The sequence below is a fragment of the Sphingobacterium sp. UBA7038 genome, from assembly GCF_002494055.1.
Classification (GTDB): domain Bacteria; phylum Bacteroidota; class Bacteroidia; order Sphingobacteriales; family Sphingobacteriaceae; genus Sphingobacterium; species Sphingobacterium multivorum.
The window spans coordinates 199,966-212,693 of the sequence record NZ_DLAV01000015.1 but is presented as its reverse complement, the minus strand read 5'-3'; the positions used below and the strand labels follow the sequence as shown (position 1 = coordinate 212,693).

The window sequence follows — 12,728 nt, the reverse complement described above, 5'->3', positions numbered from 1 at the left end:
AGATCCCACTTGTACATCGAATGATTCGATACACTATAATCAAAATCTATATACACAATATATAATTATATAAAATGCTAAAAATCATCTTTTAATGAGCAGCTAGAATATGGCGATTTTTGGAAGTCTGAAAAACAAAAGCGATTCTTTTACTATTCTATAATTAGGTTGTATCAAAAATATTGACCATGAGTGAGCTATCCACATTTTTGGTAAGTGCTTTTATAGGCTTGAATCTGGCTGCAGCTACCGGCTTCCGGGTTTTCATGCCGCTATTCTTATTGAGCCTTGGCTGTCGGCTTGAATTGTTCCAGGTTGGCAATGAATTGGCCTGGGCGGGCTCACCTATTGTTTTGGCAGCGACAAGCCTAGCCATGATCCTGGAAATAGCAGGATATTACATTCCTTTTATTGACAATATATTGGACAGCCTTTCAATTCCTCTCGCGACGATAGCCGGCACCTTACTTTTTGCCATACAGTTTACAGATATTTCACCCTTTTTCCGCTGGGCTATGGCAATCATCGCTGGTGGCGGTACCGCGGCGACCATCAGCACAGCGCTAGCTGGTACCCGTGCAGTCTCGTCTGTTGGGACGGCAGGTTTTGGCAATTTTATGATCTCGACCATGGAAACCATCGGTTCAACCATTTTGACCATACTCGCCATATTTGTGCCCTTTATGGCAATTATAGTTGTTATAGGCTTATTCTATTTCTTTTGGCGATTTGGCAAAGAGCAACTCAATAAAAAACTTAAAAGAACGGAGTAGCTTTCACAACATAACATCTAAATAAACTTCACACAGTGCCATACAAGCTACAATAAAGCCAAGCCTCACCAGCACAGATAGAAGCCAGTTTAGCATGCACAAACCAACTAGGGATATTGTAACCATCTTATAGCCCTAGCTGATCTATAGCTGCGTAAACTCCAAATCCCTAACCTTTATACCTTTCAATCAAGCGAATAGCTGGCAGGTATCATGTTATGTCTTTCGACAGTGTTTGTTCAGTGATCGTTCAGTGATTGCTCAGTGATTGCTCAGTGATCGTTCAGTGTAGACTGAATAAACAATGACTGAGTACTGTTTAAAAAATGATTAAAAATTGTTGTTACCTACAATCTGGTATTAGTTTGTTTCCGTTTTGAGATTATCTTGATCTAAGACCAAATAGGTTATTATGGCAATGATCAACAATCGAGACAAATTCTGGGAATACTTAGAAAAGTAGTACGGATATAAGGACCATAGCGCCAAACAGCTATTCGAAATTCGTTTACTGTTCACTGCTTTTGGGCACCGGTTGGCGGTAAATTAAGAGACAGAAAAAGGACAGCAAAATTCGATGCTGTCCTTTTTCAACATCAGCTCTTACGCTGATTTAAGGCTACGCACATCAGCAGCCTTGATGTGCGCCCAGATCAAAACTGGTTTTTACTAATCAATAACAACCTCTTGTGGCCGTTTTACTTTTTCAAGATCTTTTGGAAGGATAACCGTCAATACCCCATCCTCGAAACTTGCATGCACATTATCTGTAAGTACTTGTTCATTTAATTGGAATTCACGTTCAAATGCCAATCCATCCTGCTCTTTATAGATATAATCTATGGCATTGTCCTGGGTGTTTTCTGTACATGAAATCTTCAGTATCCCGTCATTTATGCTGACTTGGAATTGTTCTTTCTTACGTCCAGCGGCAAAAAGCTGCACTTCATAGAATTCTTGATTTTCGGCAATATTTACAGGAACAGCTTGCTGTACGCCAGCATTGTGCCCGGCTTCACCATCAAAAAACTGTTGTTGGAATTTTTCAAAGCGGTCTTTGAAATGTTGTCCGCAAAATTTATTATGATTTGAATATCCGTTGGTATAATGATTTCTTTTAAACATGTCTTTAATTTTTAATATTGAATAATACGTGTAAACTGATGTGGGATGAATTTCCTCGTCTTGCAATTTTTAACCTTAGTAAACTGGAACTATTGTTGCTTTCTTAGCACGTTTTTGCCCTTGTAATGGAACAATTGCAACCACAGTGTTATAATGACGGTGAACGTTCGGATATACCGGAGCCCTATCCATTTTGAATGCTTGTCTATCTCTTCTACGCATTCTTGCCGCGGCAAAGCTTCCTATACCAAAGAGAATTGTCCCAAACAACAAGAGCTTAAAGATCGTCCCAATAATCAATGTTGCTAATCCTGCTATTGCCGTAAGCACAATAAGGCGTGGCAATATAAATCGAAGTTTATTTTTCATTTGAATACATTTTTTTAAAAATGATTGCGGATTATATCTATTTTCAGCACATTGCACATAGAATTTTCCTAGATCACTTGTATGTTTTAATTAACTATTTGTTTTATCCAACATCCCTGCTGACAGATCCTCGCGTTCTGTTACTTGTTTACCATCAGGATATCGGCATAAAAAAAGGCGCCTTTATAGAAGAAGACGCCCAACAACAGTTTTTACTTTAAAATTTTTATTCTTTTTTTCAGAACCCGCAACGCCCTCCAAAACGACGCTTCCATTCCTCCCGCAAACGTTCCCTTTCCTCATCGGAAAGATCTTCTCCTTTTTCCATCTGAGGCGGAACATCCCGTCGGAATCGGCCACCTCCCGGTTTACCGAAGCCCCTGCCGAACAAGATTTTCGACAAGACAAAGAGTCCCAGCGCCTGCCAATAGGTAATTGCTTTCAGATTGAAAATATCAACCATTAATGTATTCCACAAATATTGTAGTAATGCTACCAACAAAAAAACACCAACGATGATAGCGACAACCATAAAAGCGAATTTACCCTTCCGCTGTCTTTTCATTCTTCCATTCATAGCTTAATCCTTTTAAAATTTTAATTCTTCATACAAACTTCGCAACCGTATTCTCAGGTGCTTCACTGCATACCCTTTTCGGCTGATAATCGTCTTTAGGTTCTCATTTTCCATGACTGCAATTTCCTGAAGAGTTTTCTCTTCCAGTTCATTGAGCACAAAAACCCGACGTTGTTTTTCCGGCAATTCCTCCAATGCTTTCATCAGCTCATCCCAAAAAATATCCTTAAATAATTTTAGCTCAGGATTATTGGAGTCGTCAGCTAAAAGGAGCTGACGAATAGGAAACGTACTTTCGCTATCCTCGTCACCCGCTATAAGCTCATCAAGCGATTCACTTTTCTTTTTCCGGTAGCTGTCTGTAATCTTATTTCGTGTGACAGCATAGAGCCATACTCCCGCATTCTCCAATTCGTCCATATTGGTCAAACGGCTAAATTGATACCAGACTTCCTGTAAGATATCTTCTGCATCCTCCGTTTTCTTTACCCTTCCCTTAACAAAACGTAGCAGCTGACTTCCATAAGTCTTAACGATATCCGTAAATGATCTGGAATTTTTTTCTGCCATATGATTTTGGTATGCAATGTCCATAGCAGCATAGACGAACTAGTCAAACTTTTACTTTAAATTATTTTCATGAATCTTTCTTCTTGCTGACTTCAACTTTCTGACCAATAAGCACACGTTCTCTACCGTCTTCTTTCGTATACGCTTTGTTAGGATAAAGATACGAGATAATCAGCTAATAGCTGATGCATTCAACCTACTTTATCGGGAATAAAACAAAACCTTCATGACTTAGCAGACACCAACAGCAATGAAAGCAAACTGAAGGTTCTTTCTGGCCAATAAGATCAGACACTTTCAGAAAAAAAATGATGCTGTGTGGTCTATTACTTCCACCGCTGCTGAATGACTTTACCTTTATCGGTAATAAAAATATAACGGTATGCTGGGAAACGCTGAATTAATTTTTTTCCTTCTTTCTCACCAAGTACCATGATTGAGGTACTGAGGGCATTTGCAATCTCGGCGGAAGGTCCATAAATCGTCACTGAAGTTAATCCCGTAGCTGGATAACCTGTCACTGGATTTATAATATGTGAATACCGTTTCCCATTGATCTCCGCGTATTTCTCATAGCTGCCTGAAGTGGCTACGGCCATTTCATTCAAATGAAGAACTTTGACCATTCGATGGGGTTTGAACGGATTGTTTACACCCACTTTCCAGGCGTCCCCCCGGGGTGGGTTTCCCCAAGCCGAAAGATCTCCGGAAGCATTAACTATACCTGCTTCAATTCCTTTTGCCTTCATCATGTCCCTGCCACGATCAGCAGCATAGCCCTTCCCGATCGAGCCGAAACCGATCTTCATACCGGGCAATTCCAGAAAAATTGTCGAAGATGCACTGTCGAGACGGATGTGTTGATAGCCCACCTTGGCGACAGACCTTTTAACCAGATCTTCCGTAGGCATCGTGGTCATACTACCATCAAATACCCAAACTTTATCCAAGGCAACAATACTAATATCAAAGGCTCCGCCTGAATTTTGAGCATACTGGATCGCTCGCTTTGTTAATTCAAAAACTTCCCTATCCACCTTAACGGGCTTAATCCCTGCATTGCGGTTCACCGCTGCTATTTGGGTTTGCGGACGCCATTCTGAAATCAGGTTTTCTATTCGATCTATTTCGGAGATGACTTCATCGATATGCTGATTTGTAATCGCGCTATCCCGATCTACCAAGCTGATTTCAAAAACAGAGCCCATAAGGGTAACCTGCCGCTTGACCAAGACCTGCGCAATCCCCGAAGTAATGGACAGAAAGCAGAGCATTAAAAGCAGGACACATTGTTTATTGTTCTTCATGAGATTGATCCAAAAAGGAATTATAAAGTCGATCTATACCAAAAGTAGTCTTCGTGACGGGATTTACCATTGTACCATCAATTTACTAATAACAATCCGTTAAGATTTGTCCACTTTCTTTGTAGTCGGCAATAGTTTTGCCGACATGCGCCAGGAGAAGTTCATTTAAAGTATGTTCAACATCATGCTGCATACGCAATGCACCACAAAGCAATACACAACCTCCTTTTTCAAGCAATTCGACAAAATATAGCGCATCCCGACGGATCAGGTCCATGACATATTGTGGATTTTCCTCGCGCGAAAAAGCCAGTTCAAGCTGCTGCAGATGTCCCAGCTTTATCTGCTCATCAGCAAAATCCACATAGTGCGCAGTCATTTCATTTCGATGGCGAAAACCAGCATACAGACGCAAAGGCGTCCTACTTTCATTTTCTGAAATCATGCCAAGAAAGGGTGCTACCCCTGTACCATTGGCAATTAAAGCGACTGCATTTGCTGCTTTCGGGAAATGAAAACTTGGATTAACCATGACACGTGCCTGGAGGGTTTGATTAGTTTCCAATCGATAGAGGAAGCTAGAACCAAATCCATCAGGAAACAATTTCACCACGAGCTGCACCATTCCATCTTTGTAGCCGATCGAATAAAAACGTTCACGTTGATCTTGCGCGGGATAGATTGCCAATAAATCGCCCGATTGCATGTTAATTTTACTTGCAGGCTTCAGCACTAAAGTAAAGGTCGTGTTAGTCGCTGAAACAGCAGACTTCGCTACCACCTTAAATTTCGTCAGTCCGACAACTTTAGCACTATAAATAGCTGGTGCAGAAGCGAGTGCAATAGTGGCCTGCGAAGACCAGTCATGTATCCATGAAATAAGTTCATCAACATCCTTATCATTAACGGTATGTAAGTCTGTTAAACGCGAAGCCCAACCTTGTTTTTCTAGTAAACAATCAATTTCGCGCGCATAAGCACAAAAATCGGGATAGGCTTTTGAACCAAAGCCGAGAACCGAAAATTGTACATCTTGTTTTTGTGGATGGCTATTGAGCTTTTGTTCAAATTGAAGTGCATTGGAGGGTGCTGTTCCTAGCCCGTATGTCGAAGTAAACACAAGCAAGTGTTTTGCCTTTGGAAAGCACTGATATTGGTTCATTCCGAGCAGCAACGATTTTTGCCCATCCGCCAAGAGCTGTTTATGGATCTGATTGGCGAAAAACAGCGTGCTTCCATTTTCCGTTCCGAAAAGAATAACAATCTCCGCTTCTTCAGGTTTATATTTATTCTTGATTTTTGTACGCGTGCGCTTGAATGTAATGACGAACCCTGTATAAATAAAGAACACAATATTCAACGATGCGAGCCCCAGTACAATAGCCCATATAATATTGGTCTTACCCGTATGAAGGTCCAAAGACAACTCTTCGGCCAATGCAGTAAAGGGGTACTTGACTTCTTTATGCAAGCTTCCATTCAACTGGTTGATGGTCAATTCCCGATCGCGAAGCTTCAATACAAAATATTCGTCAGGATCGCCTTCCATAAACGGAAACTCCAAGGTCTTCAAATCAACAAGTTTTGTATTTTGGAATATTGAAAATTTTGCCACCTCCAATTCGATATCTTCCTTCATCTTATTGGAATATTCGATGGTTTGATTCGGCTTCTTTAAGATTTCAATACGTACCAGGAATAAATAGGTACCAGTTAGGGCCAATATCAAAATTGGTATCAAAAATAAACGTCCTGAAACAACGTGGAAATACTGGGCAAAAAAGTCCCGATTGATTTTGGCAAAGAAGTGTCGAACGCCCTGTTGACGCTTAACAATCAGAACAATTCCTGAAATAGTAATAAGAAACAACAGAAATGAAACCACACCAATAATCACCCGGCCGGTCACTTTCAGAAAGAGCGAGCGGTGTAAAGCTGTAACCCATTGAATAAATTGGGACTTATTCAATTGGGGACCAAGCAGACGCCCGGTATTCGGATCAATATAACCCTTCACGGTATTGCCATCAGCGTCTATGGCATCAATACTCACAAATTGATTGTGATCTACCGAAATCGCTATGATTTCGGGATAAACCTTGCGCAAGGCTGTTACGGACTGCGCAAGGTTTAAAGTTTCAATATGTTCAACCCGATAAGGTGGAATTTTTTCGTTGACAGCGTCAACGGCCAATATTACGCCAGTTATCGATAATAAAAGTAAAAAGACAGAAGAAACAATAGCTAAGGCTAAATGTGCATACCTCGAAATAGATACCAGCATTTTTACCCCTCTTTTATTGTATTTTATTTAACTTGACAAGTTTGATGTATCCCTTGCCGTTCGCTTTTTCGGTAATGGCTTCTTTTGTTAAAGGGATTTCAACATCGGCAGTATGATATTTTTGTTCCTCTACAGCAGATTCAAAACGGAGTTTATACCCTTTGTTGAACTTCGATTCGTCAATATCCAATGTACGCATGGCACGGTCACCGCCACCAACTGACGCACCCGTCACCGCATTTAGCTTCTCTTTGGTCTTATTTTGAAACTTGTACCATTCCTTGATCGTATTATACCATTGCTTATCAGATCCCAATACGGCGAGTGTTTTTTCGTAAGCTCCACTAGGATTAATCAGTGAAATCACGACGTAGGCTTTCTCACCTTCGTAGGCATTCATTTGGATCATGCACTTATATTTAGCTGCCTGTGCGAAAGAGCTTAGGGCTGCCATTGAAAATAAAAGAGTGGCTATCGTTGTTTTAAATATGTTATTCATCTTCAATTGTATCTAATTTTAAGGTATCCGTAGTCCGTTCAACGTTACCAATATTTCTATTATTTATCGGGATCTTTCATCGATATGATTAGAAATACCACTGAAATACGATGTTGTCTTATTTCAAAAAGTCAAGCTGCACATTGGACTTAGCTAAGAAATCGTTCTCTTTCGCCAGGTCATAAGCTGTTTCATCGAATTCTGTTTTCAATTCCTTTTTTGCACCAAGCGAAACCAATGTTTTTAATATGGAATCGTCTTTAGCTAGGAGAGCTGCCTTATGTAGTGCCGTCGTTCCTTCTTTATCTTGTGCGTTAATGTCTACTCCAAGTTCGCTAGCTTTCTGGATAAGCTTCACATTCTCTTTGGCTACTGCCAAATGATACAATGTACTACCATTTTTTTGCGGAGCATTAACGTCCAATCCGTTCGTCTTAAGGATCGCTAATTTTTCTTTAAACTCATCCCCTTGTGACACATTTCCCTGACCACCTGGTCTTCCCCCCTGTGGCAATTCCTTGTAAGAATTAAACCAATAGAACGCTAAGTTATTGCCCTCCTTATCCAATACCTTGGTATCGGCTCCATTTTTAACCAATGCCGCAGCTACTTCAGGAGTTCCATTTGCTATTGCTTTAGTCAATGCAGATTCTCCTTTTTCATTTACAGCATTCACATTTTTCGCTTTAGTAAGCAGCAACTCGACCAATTTAGCATCTTTACCACTAGCAGCCACCATAAGTGCCGTATTTCCTTCGTTGTCAGCTTTTGCGACATCTACACCTTTATCCAAAAAATAATTGATCACATCCATATCTGGCCTACGAACCAAAGCATGCAGTACCGTAGCACCTTCCTTATTTACCGCCTTAGGATCCAATTTGAACTTTTCAACCAAATAGGTATAAACCGCCAAACCGTTAGAAGCTTGTCTAGAACCTTGAGTCGCAAAAAACAACGCATTGTTGGTTGGCTTTACACCACGGGCGATGAATTTCTCCATAAGCGCGGTATTTCCAAGTTTAGCAGCATAATCCGTTACCGTACGGCCCGACTCATCTTTATCTTGAATAGATAATCCTTTTTTTATGAAATAATCCGTCAATGCCAGGTCCTTGTCTGCAGACGCTGCAAGCATCATCAAAGTTGCACCACCTTCATATTTCTGTTTGGGATTCACACCTGCTTTAAACAAGGCATCATACACAGCAGTATTTGTATTTCCTGTTGAAGCTGCATAAGCGACAATTGGGTAACCATGGCTATCTTGGTAATTGACATCAGATCCCTTCGCTATTAAAAAATCGACCAATTCAGCATTTCCACTTGACGCTGCCCAGTGTAAATAACTACGGCTGTGATGTGTCTTCTTGGTTACACTATTCCCTTCTTGTTCGATCATGAATTTGACGACATCAGTCGGAGCACCATTTAATATAGCCATAGTGACCGGATCAAAGGATGCCGCATTCGGCTGAGAAGGGCTATTTCCTTTGCTGATTTCTGCTTTAACAACGGTCAATGTAGGTTTGCCCTTCCAGAACTCGCCGTTCATCAACGAGTTTGTCTGCGCCTGTGCATAAGATGCAGCGAATAATAAAGCTGCCAAAAGTGTCTTTTTCATTCTTTTATTTGTCTTTTGAAGGTGATGGAGCAACATAACCTATTCATTCCCTACTCAATTATTCTGCAAATTGAGCTTTAATTATTCGATAACACGGGTCGGAATATATCGTGTTGGTTTCATCAGAATATGTGTAAACGCGTATATTTTTAGAACATGGATGCTTTCCGAATTCGATGTTTGCAACAATTTCTGCATACAGCCAAGCCCATGTTTAAAATAGATCAACTACTTTATTTAAATTAATTCTAAATTAATGCAAATCTAAAAAATATTCCCAAACCACAAAAATTAATCGTGCTAATTTTTATTGATCAATTGCCCTGAAAGGCTTTCGGCTTCATCCGAACAACATCTGAAAGAAGATTGTTAAACTTGCAAATGCACTAAAATTATCTTACTTTACTTAAAATAAAGTGGTATAATGAGCAAGGTAGTTTCCAATTTTTATACAATCAGCGCAACGACTGAACCTGAGCATAAAATTTTCTATCGTCTGTATGTACCCGACGATAATCAAATAGTGGCAACATTACTCTTGGTTCATGGCATGCAGGAACATAGTGGTCGGTACGAAGAATTGGCCAGTTATCTGACTACAAAGAATTTTGCGGTTTTAAGCTACGATCAATTAGGCCATGGAAAAACGGCGCTACAGGTCGATCAATTGGGTTATTTTAAAAAGCATGGGGCTAAAGAACAACTTATTGATGACGCCATTACAATGAGTAACTTCTTACGTGAAACCTATCCGCAACTGCCTCAATTTATTTTAGGGCATTCCATGGGATCCTTTGTCACACGCTGTGTTTTGCAAAAAATTGGCTGGCAATTTAAGGGGGCCATTATCGTGGGGACAGGCCAACGTCAAAAAGGATCCATGGCCTTTCGCCTTTTACTCACTCTTCTCAATAGTATTGCCCCTAAAGGAAGAAGTAAATTGATCAATCGCATTTTTGACAGACGTAATAATGCTCGATTTAAGAACGAGCCTAACCAAAATAACAGCAATTGGTTAAGCGTAAGCAAGACAAACCGTATTTCATTTTTGGAAGATCCACTTTGTGGGGGATTGTTTACCAACAATGGGTTTCATACCGTATTAGACCTTTCTTTGCAAGCGACAGCTATCGAGGCTACCAAGAATATCCCAAAAAACCTACCAATTGTATTTATCAGCGGACAGGATGATCCAATTGGAGATTTTGGAATAGGCGTTGAAAAAAGTGCGGCACAGTTAAGGGCACAGGGACAGACCGATATAACCCTTAAATTATATGCAGGCATGCGGCATGAAATTCTTAATGAAGACTGCAAAATGGAGGTATTCCAGTTCATCAGTAGCTGGCTTCATCGCCATTTACTTTAATTTCCGACTGTAATATTTCCGAATAGGCTCATCTAAATAGTTAAAGACTAATAAAGATAAAAAAATCAACAACAGCATTCCAATAACAATAATCACAGCCATTTGCTTATTCGATGGGTGATTAAGTTCTACATAGCTCATAAAAATCCAGATAAATGGATAATGAATGATATAGAGCGGATAGGAGATATCACCTAAAAACTTGCATAACTTCTTGACCCCTCCAAACACAGGCTGCCCTCCTATCCCCAGTAAGAGTAATAAAGGAAAATAGAAGATAACGACAATAGGATCAATGTATTTACCATAAGCTTCAGAAAATGGAATAAAAAATACGGCGGCAAGTAGACCTAGAACACCGAAAAAAGGAAGCTTGTTGGAAATGGTCCAGTTCGATCTAAAAATAAGTAGTCCCATTGAAAATGAAAACCATAAACGAATTCCACCAGCCCAAAAGTTGTCTGCTCCAAAACCGACAGCTAAATAGCCCGAACGAAATGATTCGGCACATAGCGCTGCTGCACCAAGGAGCACTATCCCCCAAAGAAACTTTTTTGGAATCCGTACCAGTACCAAAGCATAGGCTATATTGGCGATATACTCCCAAAATAGCGACCATGTAGGTGGGTTTAAATGAAAAAGATTAAAATAGCGTTCTGGTACAACCGGGTATGGAATCAACGTTATCCCACTAATAAACATCCCCATCTTTTGCAAAACAGAAAATGAGCCAGCCAAACTGCTGAATGGATCGTAAATAAATGCGAATAAACCAATCAACGTACCGATGATAACCAATGGGTGCAATCGCAGCAAACGCAAGAGAAAGAATCGTTTTAGACCGATTGTGGCCAGCTTCTGATCGTAGGCATAGGCAATGACAAAACCCGATAAACAAAAGAAAAAATCAACGGCTAAATAGCTATGTGGAATAAAACTATTGCGATAATCCGGTTGTGCAATTTCCATAAAGTGAAACAGGACGACTGCGATTGCGGCTACCCCACGCATGGCGTCAAGAAGTTCAAAATGTTTCTTCGTTTGATGTACCATATTTTTTATCGGCAGCGAAAATTAAGACCGACGAAGATCGAAGATCCGCTGCTAGCTATTGCAAATGCTATTTAAAATTAAACGTTGGTGCTGGTTGTGGCGCAACACTGCTGGTTGTCCCTTCAATTTTTGGCCAGTCCTTATCCCAGACGATCTGATCCAACAATAGCATCCGGCGATTTCCCCCCGTAGCAACACGAGGCTGTTTTGGATCGATACCATGATAGAGTATCCAATCTTTTCCCTTGTCGTCTGTAATAATGCGCGAAGTATGGCCCGTCCCCACAAATTGATCATTTCCTTTTAACAACAGTGTTCCACTCCCCCGCTGTGTAAGGTTGCGGCCTTCTTGATCCACATAGGGTCCTTTCAGATGGCGAGAGCGCCCCACAAGAACATGATAACTGCTTTTTTCTCCTTCACAACAGGAGCCTTTGGACCCGACAAAGTAATAGTACCCTTTCCGTTTATGAATCACAACGGCTTCAAAATCTCCTGCGGCAACTTTAAATTTTTTATTTAAATCGAGTACCACTGTCCCATTTTTATCCAGTTCAACACCATATGTACCCTGCGTGCTCGCATCGCTAAAACTGCCCCAGAATAGATAGTTCTGCCCATTTTCAGTAAAAAAATAAGGATCTATTGAATTAGGCACATCGATCTCCTTGCTATCAAAAAGTTTACCTTGATCGATAAAGGGGCCTTCCGGTCTAGCTGCTAGGGCTACACCGATGCCGGGATTGGGATCACCCCATGTGGAATAGGCATAATATAAGAGATACTTACCATTTAACTGCACCACATCGGGTGCCCAGATTCCGCCTTCAACTTTCCAACCTGGTTTTGAGCTGAAGGCCGTACCAATCCAAGTCCAATGAGCAAGATCAGCCGATTGTAGAATAGACACCAAACGTTGCCCCTTTCCGTCGCCCCAATTGTCGGCTGTCCCGTACGCATAGAACATTTTGCGCTGTGGGTCTCTAACGACTGTAGGATCAGCAAGTATGGGCTCAAAAACCGGATTGCTATAGGTTTTATGCTGAGCCGTAGCATTTGTTATTTGTCCCGACGGCTTCACTGAACCTGTAGCGCTTCCACAGGAGCTCAACAGGTTCAGTACGGCAACTCCGCCAATCCAATATCTGAACAACATTGCATTCAACATCTTATTATTC

The 12,728-nt window shown here is 40.8% G+C and carries 12 protein-coding genes; 2 read left to right on the top strand and 10 right to left on the bottom strand.

Translation table 11 applies throughout. The features are described 5' to 3' along the window. The first annotated feature begins 188 nt into the window (after nucleotides 1-188). On the top strand, nucleotides 189-773 hold the full coding sequence (locus tag B3H30_RS09900) for a DUF4126 domain-containing protein (protein ID WP_070567897.1): 585 nt from the start codon (nucleotides 189-191) through the stop codon (nucleotides 771-773). Between the two features lie 669 nt (nucleotides 774-1,442). On the opposite strand, the gene B3H30_RS09895 is transcribed toward B3H30_RS09900, so the two are convergent. The 8 genes from B3H30_RS09895 to B3H30_RS09860 all read right to left on the bottom strand — a co-directional run bounded on the left by B3H30_RS09895 (nucleotide 1,443) and on the right by B3H30_RS09860 (nucleotide 9,128). Beyond that, the gene (locus tag B3H30_RS09895) at nucleotides 1,443-1,898 is read right to left on the bottom strand and encodes an Hsp20/alpha crystallin family protein (protein ID WP_070567899.1); all 456 of its coding nucleotides are present in this window, start codon (nucleotides 1,896-1,898) and stop codon (nucleotides 1,443-1,445) included. Nucleotides 1,899-1,973: 75 nt separating this feature from the next. Then, complete coding sequence (locus tag B3H30_RS09890; RefSeq protein ID WP_070567901.1) at nucleotides 1,974-2,267, bottom strand: hypothetical protein; 294 nt, start codon at nucleotides 2,265-2,267, stop codon at nucleotides 1,974-1,976. A 238-nt stretch (nucleotides 2,268-2,505) separates the two neighbouring features. Next, nucleotides 2,506-2,844, bottom strand: coding sequence for a hypothetical protein (locus B3H30_RS09885; protein WP_070567905.1), 339 nt, complete (start codon nucleotides 2,842-2,844; stop codon nucleotides 2,506-2,508). A gap of 12 nt (nucleotides 2,845-2,856) precedes the next feature. Then, the gene (locus B3H30_RS09880; protein ID WP_217493552.1) at nucleotides 2,857-3,414 is read right to left on the bottom strand and encodes an RNA polymerase sigma factor; all 558 of its coding nucleotides are present in this window, start codon (nucleotides 3,412-3,414) and stop codon (nucleotides 2,857-2,859) included. A gap of 326 nt (nucleotides 3,415-3,740) precedes the next feature. Continuing rightward, nucleotides 3,741-4,721, bottom strand: coding sequence for an FAD:protein FMN transferase (locus B3H30_RS09875; protein WP_070567910.1), 981 nt, complete (start codon nucleotides 4,719-4,721; stop codon nucleotides 3,741-3,743). A gap of 85 nt (nucleotides 4,722-4,806) precedes the next feature. Then, nucleotides 4,807-7,005 (bottom strand): PepSY domain-containing protein, encoded by a 2,199-nt coding sequence (locus B3H30_RS09870; RefSeq protein ID WP_286834048.1) that lies wholly within the window; start codon nucleotides 7,003-7,005, stop codon nucleotides 4,807-4,809. 13 nt (nucleotides 7,006-7,018) lie between these two features. After that, a complete protein-coding gene (locus B3H30_RS09865; RefSeq protein ID WP_070567915.1) occupies nucleotides 7,019-7,504 on the bottom strand; it encodes a DUF2271 domain-containing protein in 486 nt (161 codons plus the stop codon). 118 nt (nucleotides 7,505-7,622) lie between these two features. Next, complete coding sequence (locus tag B3H30_RS09860; RefSeq protein WP_070568301.1) at nucleotides 7,623-9,128, bottom strand: ankyrin repeat domain-containing protein; 1,506 nt, start codon at nucleotides 9,126-9,128, stop codon at nucleotides 7,623-7,625. Nucleotides 9,129-9,552: 424 nt separating this feature from the next. Between B3H30_RS09860 and B3H30_RS09855 the strand changes: the two genes are divergently transcribed. After that, on the top strand, nucleotides 9,553-10,497 hold the full coding sequence (locus B3H30_RS09855; protein ID WP_070567917.1) for an alpha/beta fold hydrolase: 945 nt from the start codon (nucleotides 9,553-9,555) through the stop codon (nucleotides 10,495-10,497). On the opposite strand, the gene B3H30_RS09850 is transcribed toward B3H30_RS09855, so the two are convergent. Both B3H30_RS09850 and B3H30_RS09845 read right to left on the bottom strand, forming a co-directional pair. Further along, nucleotides 10,489-11,550 carry an acyltransferase family protein gene (locus tag B3H30_RS09850; protein WP_070567918.1) on the bottom strand — a complete coding sequence of 354 codons (1,062 nt, stop codon included), beginning with the start codon at nucleotides 11,548-11,550 and terminating at the stop codon, nucleotides 10,489-10,491. The genes B3H30_RS09855 and B3H30_RS09850 overlap by 9 nt on opposite strands. A 67-nt stretch (nucleotides 11,551-11,617) precedes the next feature. Next, nucleotides 11,618-12,718, bottom strand: coding sequence for a family 43 glycosylhydrolase (locus tag B3H30_RS09845; RefSeq protein ID WP_083296040.1), 1,101 nt, complete (start codon nucleotides 12,716-12,718; stop codon nucleotides 11,618-11,620). Nucleotides 12,719-12,728 lie beyond the last annotated feature (10 nt).